The organism is Mitsuaria sp. 7 (genome assembly GCF_001653795.1).
Classification (GTDB): Bacteria; Pseudomonadota; Gammaproteobacteria; order Burkholderiales; family Burkholderiaceae_C; genus Roseateles.
On the sequence record NZ_CP011514.1, the window covers coordinates 2,407,865 to 2,426,689 of the forward strand.

The window sequence follows — 18,825 nt, forward strand, 5'->3', positions numbered from 1 at the left end:
GGTGACGGCGCAGGGGCCGGGCCAGGCGCGGGACCCGGTGCAGGCGCAGGCGCAGGGGACGGTGCGGGCGCGGGGGACGGCGAAGGCCCCGCCGCCGGAGGCGATGCGGGATAGTTCGGCGGTGCAGGGGCCGGTCCAGGGACGGGCGCGGGAGCCGGCGCGGGGCCAGGCGTTGCGCTGCCGCCGCCATCGCCCGGCGTGGTCCCTTGCGTGGGCGTCGGCGTCGTCGCGGTGTCCTTGTCGCCACCACCGCCGCAAGCCGCCATGGCGGCCGCGGCGATCAAGGCGACGACGGAAGGAAAGACGTTCGGGCGAGGACGGTTCATCACGGGCGAGGAGCAATTCGGATCGGGCCGCGATGATCGTGGATCAGGCTTGAAAGCGCATTCATGCCTGACCAACTCTTACACCTGATTCAGCCCCGCCACAGGTCGCGGTGTGGTCGCGGTGTGGTCGCGGTGTGGTCGCGGTGTGGTCGCGGGGTCAGGTGTTGCGCCCACCGGCGCGGGGTCGATGGCGCTCAGCGCGCGGGGCGCTTCACGACGGCGCCGACCTTGCACGACGCGGTGTCGAACTGCGTGGTGCCGGGCGCGCCCTTGCCGCCGCTGGTGCCGTCCGCCGGCGTCCACTCGTTCACCAGCGGCAAGGTGCCGCCGAAGTCCGCGGCGTTCATCGGGGTGAAGCGCGTCTGCCACAGCGAGCCGTGCGGCGTGCTGAAGAGCTGCAGCTTCACCAGCCCGCCGCGGCCCGTCGGCAGGTTCACCGCGTAGGTGGCGAAGTTGTCCGCGCTGGTCGCGTCCTTCGCGCCGCGCTTGTAGCCGGTCGCGTCGTTGGGCTTGTTCCAGTCGCGATAGCCGATCGGCAACAGGTGACGCAGCACCGTGCCGTCCGCGTAGGTCGCCACCAGCGTGTAGTCGCAGCCGCTGGTCACGCAGTAGTAGCCGCTCCAGCCGCCGGGCTTGTCGCTCAGGAGGCGGTCGACGTCGGCCTGCACCGTCGGGTCGATGCGCTGCGGCAGGTTGCCCGTCCACGCGGGCGTCACCACCATCGTGCTGGCCGTCGGCGCGACGTTGAAGTGCGACACCGTGCCGATCACCGTCTGGACCTGCTGGTCCAGCTGCAGCACGTCGGTGCCCGCCCGGGCGCGGTCGTCGTTGGAGACCTTCTCGAAGGCGCCCGTCGTGCGGTTCCAGCGCTTGTAGCCGCCGTCGACAGTCGAGTCCGGGAAGAGCTTGTCCAGGAAGCCCTGCTGCAGGATCGCGGCCTGGTAGTCCGAGAACGCGTTCCAGCGGTAGCTCGCCGCGTTGCGGTCGTCGTCGCCGCCCGACATCGGCGTGCGCTGGTAGCAGACGCCGTCGACGGTGCGGGTGTCGCAGGACTGGCCGCTGAACTCGCGCGTCGTCAGCAACTGCTGCTTCACGCTGTCGAAGCCCCAGGCCGAGCCGCTCTTGGTGCCCAGCTTGTACGGGTCGTCGCCGGCCTCGGCCGCGGCGTCCGCATGCGGCAGCCCGTAGGCATGCCCCATCTCGTGATTGAAGATCGCCGAGTAGATCGTGTCCGGCCGGTAGTCGCCACCCGACACGGCCACGCCGTTGCCGCCCACGCCGCCGCCGGTCGAGGCCGCGACCTGCTTGCCGCCGGTCACCGTCTGGACGAAGCCGTAGAAGCCCGCCGCGAAGGACTGGTCCCGGTTGCCCGTCCAGCCGCGCATGTCGCGCAGGAGGCGCAGCATCCGGGCGTTCGTGTCGCCGTCGATGGCGCGGTAATCGGCCCACGACGACACCGTCATCGCGGGATGGCAGAACTTGTCGTCGTTGCGGCCGGGCACGGCCAGCTGGTCGATCGTCACCGCGCCCGCGAGGCGCGTGTCGAGCTTCGCGACCGGCAGCTTCTCGCGGTACTCGACGTCGATCGGGTAACCGGCCGTCGAGAACGCGCTGAGGTTGAAGTCCGGCACGACCGACTGCGCGGCGCGCGCGCCGAACAGGTAGATCGGCACCGTGTGGTGCTTGAGCGTCGTGGCCGGCGTGACGGTCAGCCCGATCGTCCGCGGCGACGAGAAGTCGGTCTGTCCGACTTCCAGCGTCACGCCGATCTGCACCCACTCCTTGGGCAGCAGCGCGCTGTACTTGACCGATGAATACGCGACGCCGCCGCCGTCCGAGGTCGGCAGCCGGGCCGGCGCGTTCATCGTCAGCGGGCCGAGCGTGCGGCCGTCGGCGAGCTTGGCGCGGACCAGCAGCGTGCCCACCGCGCCGCCCGTCGTGGACGGCTGCAACATCAGCAGCGCCGCGCGGTCGGCCACCAGCTGGAGTTTGCGGTTCTTGTTGAGCTTGGCCTCGTTGGGCGACTGCAAGGTGCGGCCGCCGGGCGGGATCACATGGGTCTGGGCGAGTTCCACACCCAGCAGTTCCGGCGTGGGCGTCGGTGCGGGCTGGACCGCGGGCGCCGCGACCGGCGCGGGTGCGGGCGCTGGGGTCGGCGCCGGCGCCGGGGCGGGCGACGGCGACGAGGCGGCAGAAGAAGGTCCCGGCAGGTAGAGCGCCATGGCGCGCACCGGCGCGGGCGCTGGTTCCACCGGCTGCGTCGAGACGCTGGAAACGGCGAAGCGCATCGGCACGGACGGGCTCGATCGCGCCGTCACGGTCGCCGGGGCAGGCGCCGGCGGGATCACCGGCGGCGGCACCGGCACCGCGCCGGTCAAGGCGAATTTCGGCTTCTTGGCGGCCGGTGCGGGAGATTGCGTTGGTCGCACGGGCCCCATGCGGGCATCGCCGTCGGTGTTGCCGGTGGCGCCCTGCGCGGTCGGGATCACGGCGCGTTCAGGCTCGCTGCTGCCCCCCGCCTTGTAGGCGGCGAACGACGCTGCGGCGATGAACGCGGCAACGGAAACGACCGCTTTGGGGAAGGGAACCGTCATGAGTGCGACATACGAATCTGCAAAAAGGCGGCGAATGATCAACGATCCTTCCTGGTTCTTTGCCTCCCCTTGACCAACTCTTACGCCTGATGCAGCCCGCTACAGGTCACTCGGGAGAGGTAGTCACGGGGCGCCGGATGCCATCGGCGGTCATCGGAGGTCACGCGGTCGTCAGGCTTGGCCGCTACGCTCCGGGGTCATGACTTGCCTCTGGACTCCTTCGCGCCGCGGCCTGCTGCAGGCCGCCCTCGCCGCCGGCTGCGCACCGGCCCTGCTCCGCCACGCCGACGCCGCCGTTGCGGCCGGCGCGCCGCTATTCGCCCTGGGCGTCGCCTCCGGCAGTCCGCGCGCGGAGCGTGTCGTGCTGTGGACGCGATTGATAGGCGACCGGCTGCCGGCCGAAGTGCCGGTGCAATGGGAACTGGCGGAAGACGAGGCCTTCAAGACCATCGTCGCGCGCGGCACCGAGCGCGCCGAGCCGGGCACCGCCCACAGCGTGCATGCCGAGCCTGCGGGCCTGCGTCCGGACCGCTGGTACTGGTATCGCTTCCGCGCGCTCGGTCAGCAGAGCCCGGTGGGTCGCACGCGCACCGCGCCGGCCGCCGGCATCGCACCGGCCTCGCTGCGTTTCGCCATCGCGTCCTGCCAGCGCTACGACCACGGCGAGTACGCCGCCTGGGGCGACATGGCGTCGCAGGAGCTGGACCTGGTGCTCTTCCTCGGCGACTACATCTACGAATCCGCCACCGCGGTCGACAGCAAGGCGCTGCGCCGGCACCTCGGCGGGCAGTGCCGCACGCTGGACGACTACCGCCAGCGCTATGCCCAGTACAAGGGCGATCCGCAGCTCCAGGCGATGCATGCCAAGGCGCCGTGGATCCTCACCTGGGACGACCACGAGACGCAGAACGACTGGGCGGGCGACGTGTCGCAAGACCTGGAACCCGACTTCCACCAGCGCCGCATCGCCGCCGCGCAGGCGTACTGGGAGCACCAGCCTTTCCCGAAGCACATGCGTCCGCGCGGCGCCGAGATGACGCTGAACCAGCGCTACGACTGGGGCAGCCTGGCGCGGCTCGTCACGATCGACGACCGCTCGTGGCGCGATCCGCAGGTGTGCCCGAAGCCGGGGCGCGGCGGGTCCAACACGGTGGATCTGAAGGACTGCCCGGCGATGCGCAATCCGCAGCGCACGCTGCTGGGCGCACCGCAGGAGCAATGGCTGCGCGACAGCTGGGATGCCACGCGGCCGTGGAACCTGCTGGCGCAGCAGACCTTGATGGCGCGCTTCAATTCGCAGGATCCGGCGAAGGGGCCGGGGCGTTACTGGACGGACGGATGGGACGGCTACCCGTTCGCGCGCGAGCGGCTGCTGCGGGATCTGGAGGCGCGGCAGGTGCCGAACGCGGTGGTGCTCGGCGGCGACGTGCATGCGAACTACGTGGCCGATCTGAAGCTCGATTGGGATGATCCGAAGGCGCCGGTGCTGGCCAGCGAGTTCTGCGGGACGTCCATCTCCAGCAACGGATCGGAGCAATCGCGACTGGACAAGGCGATGCCCTTCAATCCGCACATCAAGTACGGTCGCAGTGATCAGCGCGGCTATATGCGCTTCGAGCTGCGCGCCGAGCGTCTGGAGGCCGAGCTTCGCAGCGTGCAGACGCCGTGGGACGCGAAGAGCGCGATGTTCACCGCAGCGCGATTCGCGGTGGAAGCGGGACGGCCGGGGGCGCAATCGGTCTGAAGCGCGACGGCAGGCACGGCACCAATGCCGGTGGACTGCCGAGGCCGCTGGCCCTCACCCCTGCCCTCTCCCGCAAGCGGGAGAGGGAGTAAGAAAGGCGCTGCAGTTGCAGGTCAGCTCGGTGCATTCTCACTCCCTCTCCCGCTTGCGGGAGAGGGCGGGGGTGAGGGCCAGCAGCCGTGTCAGGACAACCCCATCTCCTGGATCGCCCGCACCAGCGCGGAGAACTCGACCGGCTTGCGGAAGTGGGCCCGGAAGCCGGCCTCGAGGGCCTGGCGCCGGTCGGTCTCGCGGGCGAAGGCCGTCAACGCGATCGCGGGGACCTCGCCGCCCTGCCCGGCCGGCAGCGCGCGGACATGCGCCAGCAGCTCGAAGCCGGTCATCTCCGGCATGCCGAGGTCGGAGATCAGCAGATTCACGTCCGAGCCCGGCAGGAGACCGAGCGCCTCCGCTCCGCTGGCCGCCGCCACGACCTGCGCGCCTTGCAGGCCGAGCGCACGCACCACCATCTCGCGCACCGACTCGTCGTCGTCGACGACCAGGATGCGCGCGCCCTTGAGCGAGACGCGCTCGGTCGCGCCGGCGCCCGCGCCGACCCCCTCGTCCGGCGCGGCGCCGTTGAGGTCGCGAGGTCCGATCACCGGCAGCGACACCGTGAAGCGCGCGCCGTGCCCTTCGCCGGCGCTGTCGGCCCGCACCGTGCCGCCATGGAGCTCGACGAGGTTCCTCACGATCGACAGGCCCAGCCCCAGGCCGCCGTGCCGTCGCGTCATCGAGCCGTCGGCCTGCCGGAAGCGCTCGAACACGTCAGGCAGGAAGGCCGGCGAGATGCCGATGCCGGTGTCCTCGACGACGAGGTCCATGGCCGTCGGCCCGCCGCGCAGCAGCACGCGCACCTCGCCGCCGCGCGGGGTGAACTTGATCGCGTTGGCGATGAGATTGGCCACGACCTGCTGCAGCCGCGCGGCATCGCCCATCACCGTCGCGCCGGGATCGGCGGACACCTCGACGCCCAGGCGCACGCCGGCGCGCTCCGCCGACGGCGCCAGCAGTTCCACCGCGGCCAGCGTGAAGCTCGCGGCGGCCACCGGCGCCACCTCCAGGCTCAGCTTGCCGGTCGTGATGCGGCTCATGTCGAGCAGGTCCTCGATCAGCTGCGCCTGCGCCTTGGCGCTGCGCTCGATCACGTCGATGCCCTTCTTCAGGTCGGGCGGCTCGTCGCCGAACTTGCGCCGCAGGATGTGGACCCAGCCCGTGATCGCGCTCAGCGGCGTGCGCAGCTCGTGCGACAGCGTCGCGAGGAACTCGTCCTTCACCAGCCCGGCCTGCTCGGCGGCCAGGCGCGCGGTGCGCTCGCTCTCCAGCAGCCGCGTGCGCTCGACCATCGCCTCGCGCGAGGCCGCGTACAGCCGCGCGTTGTCGATCGCGACGGCGGCCTGGCTCGCGATGCCCTCGGCGAGCCGCTCGCTGCGCTCGGTGAAGACGGCGACCTCCTCGTGGCCGAAGAACAGCCCGCCCAGCACCTCGCCCGAACGGCTGATCACCGGCACCGCCAGGTAGCTGCGCACCGGCAGGTGGCCGGGCGGCTTGCCGTGATGCGGCGCCCATTGCCCGTAGCGCGGATCGGTCATCACGTCGTCGACGCGGATCGAGGGCTCGCCGCGGAAGGTCGGACCGAACAGCGAGGTCGGCCGCGGATGGCCGAGCTTGTCGAAGTCCTTGCGGTCCGCGCCGGACAGCGCGTACAGCAGGTAGGCCTCGCCCTGCTCGTCGACGCCGTTGTAGAAGAACGCGCCGAAACGCGCGCCGGTGAGCTCGGTCGCCGCGTCGGTCACGCGCTGCACCAGCGCGCCGATGTCGAGCTCCGCCGCCAGCGCCGCGCCGGTGCGGTTCAGCGTCTCCAGCGTGCGGGCCTCCTCGCGCAGCGCCGCCTCGGCGCGGGTGCGCTCCAGCGCCTCCCAGCAGCGCGCGACGACGATCTTCACCAGCGCGATCTCCTCGTCGGTCCAGTGGCGCGGCTCGCGCTGGTGCACCGCCATCGCGGCCACGAAACGCCCGTCCTTGTGCAGCGGCACGCAGATCACCGACTGGATGCTGGTGCGCGCGTAGGCCGAGCGGTCGTCGCCGGCGGTGACCGGATCGCGGTCCACGTCGTGGTTGACGAAGGCCGACTCGGCGCGCATCAGCCGCAGCACCTCCTGCCCGAAGTCGCCGAAGCGGTAGGTGCCGACGATGCTGGCCACGCCGTCGTTGTAGTCGCCGATGACGTCGAAGGTGTCCTCGTCGGCGCGCACGGTCGCATAGGCGCAGCGGTTGGCGCCGAGGTGGCGTCCCAGCCGCTCCGCGGTCACGCGCATCACGTCGGCCGGATCGGTCAGCCCGCGCGTGTCCTGCGCCAGTCCGTCCAGGAAGGCCAGCCGCCTCGACAGCAGCACCTTCTCGGTCGTCTCGGCGAAGGTCACCAGCACGCCGGCGGCCCGACCGCCGTCATCGCGCACGGCGCTGTACGAGAAGTTGAAGTAGACGTCCTCGGGATAGCCGAAGCGGTCGATGGTCAGCTTGAAGTCGTCGAAGCCGACCGGCGCGCCGGCCAGGACCTGCCGCCACATCGGGCCGATCGTGGGCCAGATCTCGGCCCAGGTGTCCGGGGCGTGGCCGCCGAGCGCGGCCTCGGCCTTGGCGCCCAGCATGGGCCGGTAGGCGTCGTTGAAGAGCTGGACGAAGTCCCCGCCCCAGGCGAGGTACATCGGCAGCTGGCACTCCAGCAGGGTCGCGACCACGGCCTTGAGCGAGGCGGGCCAGCGCTCGATGGGACCCAGCGAGGTGGTCTCCCATGAGAAGGCCCGCACGCGGTCGGCCATGTCGCCGCGAATGTGGGCCATCGCGGGGATGGCGGATGAATCGTCCATGGCACTCCAACGGTCAACCGCCGACGCGGGCGCGCAGCTGCCCGGACCGGTTGCAACGCGGGAGTGTAGGCCGCGGCGTGCCCTCGCGACGCCGGGATGATCCCGTGGAGGGTGGGCGTCCAGCCGCGGACGTTCAGTCGCGGACGTTCGGCGTCTTGAACCCGCCGCCGGCCTGCGCGGCGCGGGCCCGGGCCTCGTCGAACTCCCAGTGCCAGGGCTCCTTGCTCACCGTGCGCACGAAGCCGAACGAGGTCGCGCGCCGCTTGAGCCACTCGTAGGTGGGGTTGCCGTCGCCGCCGGCGACCGAGAGGTCGAACGCGATGCCGTTCTGGTGCTTGGAGAAGCCCGGCTTCGCCGCCGTGTTGAACCCCGGCAGTCCGCGCACGAAGCCGTCGTGCAGGAGCTTCTGCTCCGGGTAGGACCGGAAGCCGCTGTTGAGCGTGATCCTGACGCCGTCGTCCTTGGCCGCGGCCACCAGCGCGGCGAACGGCGCGATGGTCTTCATCGCCAGGCGTTCGATCTCAAGCGCCGAATCCACGATCGCAACCAGGTCGAGCTGCTCGAGGAACTGTCCGTTGTCCCAGGCGGCGTTCGGGCCGAAGCGCGTCGCGCCGGGCTCGGGCGGCACGAGGCCGATCGTCTCGTTCATGAAGGTGCCGGCGAGGTTGCGCGTCGACGTCCAGCCGAGCGTCTGCGCGCCGTCCGCCGTCGCCGCGCGGCCGAAGACCAGGCGCTTCTTGCTGCCGGCCTCCTCCAGCCTGACCTCGACGATCTTCACCGACGTGCCCTTCGCGATGGTCTTGAAGCCGCCGCCCGGCGCGGCGACGAAGGCCATCAGATCGTCGTCGCGGCGGATGCGCGCATCCGGGTCGTCGACGACGAAGGTCCTGTCTCGGAAGCTTTCTTCGAGGCTCACGGCACGCTCCAGGAGTGGAGCCGTCAGCGTAAGCCGGGCCCTCCGACCGGCGCGTCATCAAAAGGGATGATGCGCGCCCGATCACGCGCCCGATCGCGCGCCCGATCGCGCGATCAGGCCGCCCGACAGCGTGATCGCCACGGCGACCACCAGCGCCAGCTCGTCGCCGTCGAAGAAGTCCTTGTCGAAGGCCTCGGAGTCCAGGATGCCGACGACGCGCCGCCCGGCGTCGAACAGCGGCAGGCAGGCCTCGGCGTTCACCTTCGGATCGCAGGTGTAGTAGCCGCCGCCCTCGGCCACGAAGGCCGCCACGTCGTTGATCAGGCGCGCGCGGCCGCTCAGGCCCACGGCGCTGTTGTTGCTGCCCGCGGCGAAGGCCTCGGTCAACGGGAACTCCGCCCGGCTCTCGGCGCCGAAGTAGGCCAGCTTCACCAGCACGGACTCCTCAGCCGACTTGCGCCGCGCCTGGTACACGCCGAACCAGTGGCTGCGGCTGCGCTCGCGGTAGTAGCGCGTGACGATCGTCGCTTCGGCCAGCAGGCGCTGGTTGTCCGCGGTCTGCCCGCCCAGGATGCCGGCGAGTTCGTAAGGCTGCTCCGCCAACTGCCCGAACAGCGAGCAGGCGCCGCCCTCGCCGAGTTCGGGCACACGGAAGCGCCAGCTCACCGGCGTGGCGTCAAGCGCTTCCGGCGTCAGCAGGGCCTGCAGCGCCGCCTGATGCTGGCGCACAGCTTGCGCGAACGAAGGGGAAGCGGCGGCCTCGGCGAGGTCGCCGCGCAGGCCGGTCCAGTCAAGGTACAGGTCGAGATTCATGGGGGTCGTCAGGCCGTCGTCTGCAGATCGAGTTCCCAAGTTTCGCCGACAAGGTCCAACCCGAATCCCTGGAAGGGCTCTGTGCCCGTCAGCCGGTAGCCCGCCTTGCGGTAGATGTGCTTGGCCGCATCGAGCTGGCTGTTGGTCCACAGCCGCACGCGCCGGTAGCCGGCCTCGCGTGCGAAGCGGTGACACTCGGCCACGAGCCGGTCGCCCAGACCGAGTCCGCGCGCGGCCGGCTCCACCAGCAGCAGCCGCAGTTGCGCCGCGCCGTCGATGGGCTCGTTCGTCGCCTCGTCGCGCGCCTGCACCAGCGCGACGCTGCCGATGTTCATGCCGTCCCGCTCCGCGATCCAGCAGGCCTCGCGCCGCGCGTCGAAGCGCTCGATGAACTCCGCGGCGATACGCGCCACGAGCGCCTCGAAGCGCACGTCGAACTGGTACTCGCGCGCATACAGCGCGCCATGCCGCGACACGATCCATCCCATGTCGCCGGGCCGGTGCGGCCGCAGGATGAAGCCCTGCTTCGCCGGCTTGTCGTCGGGCGATTCGAGCAGCCCCTGCACGCGACGGAAGGCCTGCAGCAGCTCGGTCTGCTGCGCTTCGCCGAGCTGGTCCAGCAACGCGCCGACCTGCTCCTGCGAGCGCTTCTCCAGCGGCTTGAACGCCTTGCGTCCGGCAGGGCTCAGCTGCAGCAGCGACTGGCGCGCATCGACCGCGCTGCGCGTCGCACGCACGAGGTCGCGCTCCTTCAGGTCGCGCAGCAGGCGGCTCAGATAACCGCCGTCGAGGTCGAGCAGCCGCCCCAGATCGGTGGCGGTCATGCCCTCCCCGCTCTCCAGATGGGCAAGCTCGAAAAGCACGCGTCCCTCGGTCAGGCTGAACGGGGAATCGAGCAGCCCCTCGTTGAGCACGCCGATGCGGTGGGTATAGAAACGGTTGAAGCGACGGACGGCTTCGATGCGGTCAGGATCGGACATGGCGGGATGCTCCGCCATTTACTTGCTTTTGGCAAGCAAATGCTTGCCATGGCTCATCCGGGCCTCGTCGGGGCCTTGCTTGACCGTGACAGTTCCACGACGCCATGGCGGCGCCGCCACACTCAATGCTTGATCGTGCGATTCCCGTACGCCGGACGCGAGGGCCGGATCGTCGGCGCGTTGCTCCCCGCCGCGAAATTGCCCGGTCTTGCCGCCAGCAATACCGCCAGCAGGTCGGTCACGTTCAGCGGCTTGTAGAGCAGGCGGTTGAACCCCGCCGCGCCCGCCGACTCGTCGGTGATCTCCGGACCGCCGCCGGTCAGGCACACGTACATGGTGTGACGGCCGGCCTCGGCGTCGATGAGCTTGGCCTCGGACACGACCTCCAGGCCGTTCATGTCCGGCATGTCGAAATCGACGAACACCAGCTCCGGCTTGAACAGCTTGAGCAGGCGCAGGCCCACCCGGCCGCTGTAGGCCACCGAGGTCGCGCAACCGTAGCAGCGGAACAGCTCGCTGAGGCTGCGCGCGCCTTCCGGATCGTCGTCGATCACGAGGACCCTCAACGCGTGCGGCGAGGCCTGCGCGGCGTGGGGTGGCGCGTGAGGCGATGTATCGGACATCGAAGTCTTCTCCCTGAATGCAACACGACGAAACAGCGGTCCGCGCAGCACAAAGCGCGTCCGGCATCCGCCGTCCGTCCATGCGAGGAGAACGGCAAACTGCGTGCCCGCCTCCGCCCTCCTAAACCCAGGGCCCGCCAGCGTTGTCGCACGGCTAAAGTCGATCGGTTGAGCCGCGATCAGACGGCCGTCGGGAGTCCGCAATGAGCGTCTTGGAAGAAGCAGTGGCCGTCGTCCCGGCCGAACACCTGAATGCGATGCTGATGGCGCTCCACGCGTTGCGCCGCGGCGACCCGGACGTGCGGCTGCCCTTCCACTGGACCGGCGTCCCCGGCAAGCTGGCCGACGCGTTCAACGAGGTGGTCGAGCAGAACGCCTCGATGGCGGCGGAACTCTCCCGGCTGCGCCAGGTCGTCGGCCGCGAAGGCCGGCTCAAGCAGCGCGCCACGCTGCCCGAGCTGCGCGGCTTCTGGGGCCAGCAGATCGACTGCATCAACGCGCTCATCGACGACCTCGTCCACCCCACCAGCGAAGCCGCGCGCGTGATCGGCGCCGTCGCCGAGGGCGACCTCACCAAGTCCATGGCGCTGGAGGTCGACAGCCGCCCGCTGCAGGGCGAGTTCCTCCATACCGCCAAGACCATCAACCGGATGGTGGAGCAGCTCGGCGACTTCTCCGCCGAAGTGACCCGCGTCGCGCGCGAGGTGGGCACCGAAGGCAAGCTCGGCGGCCAGGCCGAGGTCAAGGGCGTGGCCGGCACCTGGAAGGACCTGACCGACTCCGTCAACTCCATGGCCGGCAACCTGACCGACCAGGTCCGCAACATCGCCGACGTGACCACCGCCGTCGCGCAGGGCGACCTGTCCAAGAAGATCGAGGTCGACGTCAAGGGCGAGTTCCTGACGCTGAAGAACACCATCAACACGATGGTCGACCAGCTGCGGTCGTTCGCGTCGGAAGTGACCCGCGTCGCGCGCGAGGTCGGCACCGAAGGCTCGCTCGGCGGCCAGGCGCGCGTGGAAGGCGTGTCCGGCACGTGGAAGGACCTGACCGACTCCGTCAACTCGATGGCCGGCAACCTGACCTCGCAGGTGCGCAACATCGCCGACGTGACCAAGGCCGTGGCCGCGGGGGACCTCTCCAAGAAGATCACCGTCGACGTGAAGGGCGAGATCCTGGAGCTCAAGAACACCGTCAACACGATGGTGGACCAGTTGCGCTCCTTCGCCGCGGAAGTGACCCGCGTGGCGCGCGAGGTCGGCACCGAAGGCAAGCTCGGCGGCCAGGCCGACGTGCAGGGCGTGGCCGGCACGTGGAAGGACCTGACCGAGTCGGTGAACTTCATGGCCGGCAACCTGACCTCGCAGGTGCGCAACATCGCCGAGGTGACCACCGCCGTGGCCGCGGGCGACCTGTCCAAGAAGATCACCGTCGACGTGAAGGGCGAGATCCTGGAGCTCAAGAACACCGTCAACACGATGGTGGACCAGCTGCGCTCCTTCGCCGCGGAAGTGACCCGCGTCGCGCGCGAGGTGGGCACCGAAGGCAAGCTCGGCGGCCAGGCGGACGTGCAGGGCGTGGCCGGCACGTGGAAGGACCTGACCGACTCCGTCAACTCGATGGCGTCCAACCTGACCTCGCAGGTGCGCAACATCGCCGACGTGACCAAGGCTGTGGCCGCGGGCGACCTCTCCAAGAAGATCACCGTCGACGTGCTCGGCGAGATCCTGGAACTCAAGACCACCATCAACACGATGGTGGACCAGCTCTCCTCGTTCGCGGCGGAAGTGACCCGCGTCGCGCGCGAGGTGGGCACCGAGGGCCGCCTGGGCGGCCAGGCCACGGTGCGCGGCGTGTCGGGCACCTGGAAGGACCTGACCGACAACGTGAACTTCATGGCCGGCAACCTGACCGGCCAGGTGCGCGGCATCGCGAAGGTCGTGACCGCGGTGGCCAACGGCGACCTCGCGCAGAAGCTGACCGTGGAGGCCAAGGGCGAGATCGCCGCGCTGGCCGACACCATCAACTCGATGACGGACACGCTCGCGATCTTCGCGGACCAGGTGACCACCGTCGCGCGCGAAGTGGGCGTGGAAGGCAAGCTAGGCGGACAGGCCAAGGTGCCGGGCGCGTCCGGCACCTGGAAGGGCCTGACGGAGAACGTGAACGAGCTCGCCGCCAACCTGACCACGCAGGTGCGCGCGATCGCGGAGGTCGCCACCGCCGTGACGCAGGGCGACCTGACGCGCTCGATCACCGTCGAGACGCAGGGCGAGGTCGCGTCCCTCAAGGACACGATCAACGAGATGATCCGCAACCTGAAGGACACGACGCAGAAGAACACCGAGCAGGACTGGCTCAAGACCAACCTGGCCAAGTTCACGCGGATGCTGCAGGGCCAGAAGGACCTGGTGACCGTCGGGCAGCTGATCCTGAGCGAGCTCGCGCCCGTCGTCGGCGTGCAGCAGGCGGAGTTCTTCGTGCTCAACATGCGCGGCGAGATGCCCCGCCTCAAGCTGATCGCCAGCTACGCCTCCGGCGGCCTGGCCACGCACGGCAAGGAACTGGCGCTGGGCCAGGGGCTGGTCGGCCAGTGCGCGCTGGACCAGGAGAAGATCCTGCTGACCAACGTGCCGGGCACGGCCTTCCGCATCGCGTCCGGCCTCAGCGAGACCGCCGCGATGGAAGTGCTGGTGCTGCCCGTGGTCTTCGAAGGCCGCGTGCGCGGCGTGCTGGAGCTGGCCTCGCTGGAACGCTTCAGCTCCACCCACCAGGCCTTCCTCGACCAGCTGACCGAATCCATCGGCATCGTGATCAACACCATCGAGGCCAGCACGCGGACGGAAGACCTGCTGATCCAGTCGCAGTCTCTGGCCGAAGAGCTGCAGCGCCGGCAGCAGGAACTGCAGCAGACCAACGGCGAGCTGCAGGAGAAGGCGCAGCTGCTGGCCCACCAGAACCAGGAAGTCGAGCGCAAGAACACCGAGGTCGAGCAGGCCCGGCAGGCGCTGGAGGAAAAGGCCGAGCAGCTGGCGCTGACCTCGAAGTACAAGTCCGAGTTCCTCGCCAACATGTCGCACGAGCTGCGCACGCCGCTGAACTCGCTGCTCATCCTCTCGGACCAGCTCTGCAAGAACAGCGACGGCAACCTGACGCTCAAGCAGGTCGAGTTCTCCAAGACCATCCATGCGTCCGGCAACGACCTGCTGATGCTGATCAACGACATCCTGGACCTGTCCAAGATCGAGTCGGGCACGGTGGCCGTGGACGTCAGCGAGCTGCGGCTGGACGAGCTGCAGCGCTCGGTGGAACGCAGCTTCCGCCACTTCGCGGACTCCAAGCACGTCGGCTTCGCCGTGGAGATGGACCAGCCGCTGCCCAAGTCGCTGGTCACAGACGTCAAGCGGCTGCAGCAGATCATCAAGAACCTGCTGTCCAACGCCTTCAAGTTCACGCACCAGGGCCAGGTCACCTTCAGCGTCACGGCGGCCGCGGGCGGCTGGGCCGCGGACAACGAGCTGCTCAACCACGCGACCCAGGTGATCGCGTTCTCGGTGGCGGACACCGGCATCGGCATCTCCGCCGACAAGCAGCAGATCATCTTCGAGGCCTTCCAGCAGGCCGACGGCTCGACCTCGCGCAAGTACGGCGGCACGGGCCTGGGCCTGGCCATCAGCCGCGAACTCGCGCGGCTGCTGGGCGGCGAGATCCGGCTCGTCAGCGCGCCGGGCCGCGGCTCGACCTTCACGCTCTACCTGCCGCAGCACTACACGCCGGCGCGCAATGCGCGGCCGCGTCTGGCGCCGGCCTCGCCGGCCAAGCCCGGCGCACCGGCGGCCGCACCAGGCGAGGAACGCGACGACCTGCCGACCCACTCCCCGGCCGCGATCTCCGCCGCCGAACTGGCTGAAGCCGCCGTGCAGCGCGCCGCCGCGCGCCGGGCACCGTCCGCGCAGGGCCGCCCGGTGGAAGGCCGGAACGATCGCGGCGACGATCGCGGCGATGGCGGCGACGATCGTGGCAATGGCGGCGGCCATGGCGGCAGCGACAGCGGCATGACCCCGCTGGATGCGCACCGCGTCCAGATGGACACGCCGCCCGACAGCATCGTCTTCGCCAACGTCGCCAAGGACGATCGCGAGGACATCGGCAGCGGCGACCGCGTGCTGCTGATCGTCGAGAACGACCTCGCCTTCGCCGGCGTGCTGCTCGAGGCGGCGCGCCAGGCCGGCATGAAGGGCCTGGTGGCGACGACGGGCGCGGGCGCGCTCGCGATGGCGCAGGAGTTCCGTCCCAGCCTCATCACGCTGGACATCTTCCTGCCCGACATGCAGGGATGGCGCGTGCTGGACCGGCTGAAGTCCGACCCCGACATGCGGCACCTGCCGGTGTGCGTGGTCTCGACCGACGACGCGCGCGAACGCGCGCTGCAGGCCGGCGCGCTGGGCTTCCTGCCCAAGCCGCTGCAGTCGCGCGACGACGTCGACGTCGCGCTGCGTGATCTGCAGCGCTACCTGGACCGCCCGCGACGACGCCTGGCCGTGGCCATGCCCGCGGGCCCGGAGCGCCTCGCGCTGCTGGCGCCGCTGGGCGACGACATCGAGACGGTGTTCGTCGAGACCGCGACGCAGGCGCGCGAGGTGCTGCCCGGCGTCGACGCGCTGCTGGTGGACGCGGTCGCGAGCGCCTTCGGTCCGCAGGACGTGCTGGACGCGCTCGAGCAGCGGCCCGGCACGCTGCCGCTGCCGGTGGTGGCGCTGAACGCCAGCGCCGCCTCAGGAACGGCGGGTACGGCGGGTACGGCGGGCATGGCGGGTGCGGCCGAGGTGGCGTCCGACGACCTCGCCGCGGCGCGCCGCTGGACGCGCCCGCACGGCCTGCCGGTGCGCACGGCCAGCGGGACCGATGCCGCGCTCGCGGCCGTGGCGCTGGCCCTGCATCGCGCGCCGGCCGACATGGGCGACGGCGAGCGTCAGGCCTTGCTCGACGCGCAGGAGGTCAGCTGTCCGCTGGTCGGCAAGAAGGCGTTGATCGTCGACGACGACATGCGCAACATCTTCGCGCTGGCCACGGTGCTGGACTCGCACGGCATGGTCATCGTCTCGGCCGACAACGGCCGCGAGGCGATCCGCATCGTGCAGGAGGACCCCTCCATCGACATCGTGCTGATGGACATCATGATGCCGGAGATGGACGGCCTGGAGACCATGCAGCAGATCCGCCGCCTGCCGCGCGGACGCGAGCTGCCCATGGTCGCCGTCACCGCCAAGGCGATGAAGGGCGACCGCCAGAAGTGCATCGAGGCCGGCGCCTGGGACTACCTGTCCAAGCCCGTCGACCCCGCCAACATGCTGACCGTGCTGCGAGGCTGGCTATGCCGCTGAGCGCCCTCTTCGACGGCTACGCGACGCCGGACGCGGCGGAGCGCGCCAGCATCCTGATCGTGGACGACCTGCCGGAGAAGCTGCTCGTCTTCGAGACCATCCTGGCCGACCTCGACCAGCACCTGGTCATCGCGCGCTCGGGCAGCGAGGCGCTGCGCGAGGTGCTGCGCCAGCAGTTCGCCGTGATCCTGATGGACGTCAACATGCCGGGCATCGACGGCCTGGAGACGGCCCGGCTGATCCGAGGCTACCGGCGCTCGGCGCACACGCCCATCATCTTCGTCACCGCGTATGCGGACGAGCTGCAGACGGCGCAGGGCTACTCGCTGGGCGCGGTCGACTACATCCTCTCGCCGGTGATCCCCGACGTGCTGCGCAGCAAGGTGCGGGTCTTCGTCGACCTGTTCATCATGCAGCAGCGGCTGCGCCAGCAGGCGCTGGAGCGCATCGCGATCGCGCGCGCCGAGGCCGCGCAGCGCGCCGCCGAGGAGAACACGCGGCGCTCCATCTTCCTGGCGCAGGCGGGTCGCGAACTGGCGGACTCGCTGGACGCGGACGTCGCGATGCGACGCCTGCTCGCGCTGCTGGTGCCCAACTTCGCGCCGCGCGCGCTGCTGTGGCTGCGCGACGCGGGCCACGGCCACGAGCGCGTGCTGCGCGGCGACGCTCCGACCGCGGCCGGCGAGCCCGGCCTGTTCGTCGAAGGCCGCGAGCAGATGCTGTCCGAGGTGCTCTACAACGCCACGCGCGACGCGATCGAGCAGATGATGCCGGCCCTGCTGCCCGGCCCCTCGGCCGCGACGGCAGCGATACCGGCGATACCGGCGATGACGACCTTCGCCCCCACCCTGCCGCCCGGCACCTCCGACGACGAGCCCCCGCCGCGCGCGCCGCTGCGCCGCGACACCGCCAGCGGCGTCGTGCTCCCGCTGGTGGCCGGCGAGCGCGTGCTCGGCGGCCTGCTGCTGGCCGACCCGCATCAGCCCCCCGACTGGCCGACGCTGGAGGAACTGGCGGGCCGCGCCGCGATCGCCTTCGAGAACGCGCGGCTGTACGGCGCGCTGCAGGCCGAGATCGTCGAACGCCGACAGGCCGAGGCCGGACTGCTCGAAGCGAGCCGGCGCAAGGACGAGTTCCTCGCGATGCTGTCGCACGAGCTGCGCAATCCGCTGGCGCCGATCCGCAATGCGATCGAGGTCATGCGGACGCTGTCCGATGCGTCCGGTCGCGGCGGAGACGTCGAGAGCAACAGCAACAGCAAGAGCAACGACGACATGCGCGATCGCGACCGCCGCCTCGGCGAGGCGGTCGCGGTGACGGACCGCCAGGCCCGGCACCTGACGCGGCTGGTCGACGAGCTCCTCGACGTGGCGCGCATCAGCCAGGGCAAGATCGTGCTGAAGAACGAGACCGTCGATCTGCGCGACATCGTGCGCCACGGGTTGGAGCCGGTGCAGTCGCTGATCGCGGCGCAGGGGCAGCAGTTGCGCCTGCAACTGCCCGATCGCCCGGCGCGCGTGCGCGGCGACGCGGCACGGCTGATCCAGGTCGTGACCAACCTGCTGCACAACGCGTGCAAGTACACCGGCACCGAAGGCTGCATCGAGCTGGCGCTGGTGCAGGAGGACACGGATCACACGGGCCACACGGGTCAAATGGGTCACTCGAGCCATGCCGGCCACGAAGGCGCCTTCGTGCTGACCGTGCGCGACAACGGACGCGGCATCGATGCTTCGTTGCTGCCCCACGTGTTCGACCTGTTCGAACAGGGACCGCGCGGACTCGATCGCAACCAGGGCGGCCTGGGCGTCGGCCTGACGCTGGTGCAGCGTCTCGTGCAGCTCCATCACGGGCAGGTGGTGGCCCGCAGCGAAGGTCCCGGCCACGGCTCGGAGTTCACGGTGCGCCTGCCCGCCGCCCTGGACGAGACGCAGGAGGCACCCGTCGAGGCACCAGTCGCGCCCGTCGTTCCCGTGGAGCGCGTCGCGGCCGCTGACAGTCGCGAGGACGTCCGTGAGGACGAAGGTCCCTGCCGCGTGATGGTCGTCGACGACAACCGCGACGCGGCGGACTCGATGGCGGTGTTCCTCGAACTTGCGGGCTTCGAGACCACGGTGCAGCTCGACGGTCCCAGCGCGCTGGACGCCGCGACGTCGTGGGCGCCGCAGGTCGTGCTGCTCGACATCGGCCTGCCCGGCCTGGACGGGTACGAAGTCGCCCGCCGCCTGCGCACCCTGCCCGGCGGGACGGACTGGCTGCTGATCGCGCTCACCGGCTACGGCCAGCAGGACGATCGCCGCCGTGCGCATGAAGCCGGCTTCGATGTGCACCTGGTCAAGCCCGCCGATCCGGATGCGGTGGTCGAACTGATCCAGGAGTGGCGGCAGCGCGATCGCAGCGCAAGACCCGCGGAAACAGCGACGCGCTGAACGCGAGCGCCCGCACCACGACGCGCTGAACAAGACGGGGTGCCGAGGCACTACGTCCCGCCCAGCCGCGATCACGCGCCAGGCCTGACCCTCCCGATCAATGAACG

9 protein-coding genes are annotated in these 18,825 nt (G+C 70.5%); 3 read left to right on the forward strand and 6 right to left on the reverse strand.

What is annotated here, in order from left to right; genetic code table 11:
* Nucleotides 1-520: 520 nt before the first annotated feature.
* The gene (locus ABE85_RS10750; RefSeq protein WP_067273793.1) at nt 521-2,920 is read right to left on the reverse strand and encodes a M66 family metalloprotease; all 2,400 of its coding nucleotides are present in this window, start codon (nt 2,918-2,920) and stop codon (nt 521-523) included.
* Between the two features lie 199 nt (nt 2,921-3,119).
* Between ABE85_RS10750 and ABE85_RS10755 the strand changes: the two genes are divergently transcribed.
* The gene (locus ABE85_RS10755; RefSeq protein ID WP_067273796.1) at nt 3,120-4,664 is read left to right on the forward strand and encodes an alkaline phosphatase; all 1,545 of its coding nucleotides are present in this window, start codon (nt 3,120-3,122) and stop codon (nt 4,662-4,664) included.
* Nucleotides 4,665-4,846: 182 nt separating this feature from the next.
* On the opposite strand, the gene ABE85_RS10760 is transcribed toward ABE85_RS10755, so the two are convergent.
* From ABE85_RS10760 to ABE85_RS10780, 5 genes are all read right to left on the reverse strand, one after another.
* Nucleotides 4,847-7,573: a GAF domain-containing protein gene (locus tag ABE85_RS10760; protein ID WP_067273800.1), complete on the reverse strand. Its 2,727-nt coding sequence runs from the start codon at nt 7,571-7,573 to the stop codon at nt 4,847-4,849.
* A gap of 133 nt (nt 7,574-7,706) precedes the next feature.
* Nucleotides 7,707-8,489, reverse strand: coding sequence for a M15 family metallopeptidase (locus ABE85_RS10765; RefSeq protein WP_067273804.1), 783 nt, complete (start codon nt 8,487-8,489; stop codon nt 7,707-7,709).
* Nucleotides 8,490-8,570: 81 nt separating this feature from the next.
* Complete coding sequence (locus ABE85_RS10770; protein WP_197507293.1) at nt 8,571-9,302, reverse strand: GAF domain-containing protein; 732 nt, start codon at nt 9,300-9,302, stop codon at nt 8,571-8,573.
* 8 nt (nt 9,303-9,310) lie between these two features.
* Entirely contained in the window at nt 9,311-10,282 is a 972-nt protein-coding gene (locus ABE85_RS10775) for a helix-turn-helix domain-containing GNAT family N-acetyltransferase (RefSeq protein WP_067282418.1), read from the reverse strand.
* Nucleotides 10,283-10,404: 122 nt separating this feature from the next.
* On the reverse strand, nt 10,405-10,905 hold the full coding sequence (locus ABE85_RS10780; RefSeq protein WP_082938525.1) for a response regulator: 501 nt from the start codon (nt 10,903-10,905) through the stop codon (nt 10,405-10,407).
* A gap of 203 nt (nt 10,906-11,108) precedes the next feature.
* On the opposite strand from ABE85_RS10780, the gene ABE85_RS10785 reads away from it, so the two are divergent.
* Together ABE85_RS10785 and ABE85_RS10790 are read left to right on the forward strand one after the other, a co-directional pair.
* Nucleotides 11,109-16,289 (forward strand): HAMP domain-containing protein, encoded by a 5,181-nt coding sequence (locus ABE85_RS10785; RefSeq protein ID WP_082938526.1) that lies wholly within the window; start codon nt 11,109-11,111, stop codon nt 16,287-16,289.
* Nucleotides 16,280-18,718 carry a response regulator gene (locus ABE85_RS10790; RefSeq protein ID WP_067273810.1) on the forward strand — a complete coding sequence of 813 codons (2,439 nt, stop codon included), beginning with the start codon at nt 16,280-16,282 and terminating at the stop codon, nt 18,716-18,718. Before ABE85_RS10785 ends, ABE85_RS10790 begins: the two co-directional genes overlap by 10 nt.
* Nucleotides 18,719-18,825: the final 107 nt, after the last annotated feature.

Coding starts and splice junctions, on each gene's coding strand:
- ABE85_RS10750 (WP_067273793.1), bottom strand. CDS start 2,920: ATGACGGTTCCCTTCCCCAAAGCGGTCGTTTCCGTTGCCGCGTTCATC.
- ABE85_RS10755 (WP_067273796.1), top strand. CDS start 3,120: ATGACTTGCCTCTGGACTCCTTCGCGCCGCGGCCTGCTGCAGGCCGCC.
- ABE85_RS10760 (WP_067273800.1), bottom strand. CDS start 7,573: ATGGACGATTCATCCGCCATCCCCGCGATGGCCCACATTCGCGGCGAC.
- ABE85_RS10770 (WP_197507293.1), bottom strand. CDS start 9,302: ATGAATCTCGACCTGTACCTTGACTGGACCGGCCTGCGCGGCGACCTC.
- ABE85_RS10775 (WP_067282418.1), bottom strand. CDS start 10,282: ATGTCCGATCCTGACCGCATCGAAGCCGTCCGTCGCTTCAACCGTTTC.
- ABE85_RS10780 (WP_082938525.1), bottom strand. CDS start 10,905: ATGTCCGATACATCGCCTCACGCGCCACCCCACGCCGCGCAGGCCTCG.
- ABE85_RS10785 (WP_082938526.1), top strand. CDS start 11,109: ATGAGCGTCTTGGAAGAAGCAGTGGCCGTCGTCCCGGCCGAACACCTG.
- ABE85_RS10790 (WP_067273810.1), top strand. CDS start 16,280: ATGCCGCTGAGCGCCCTCTTCGACGGCTACGCGACGCCGGACGCGGCG.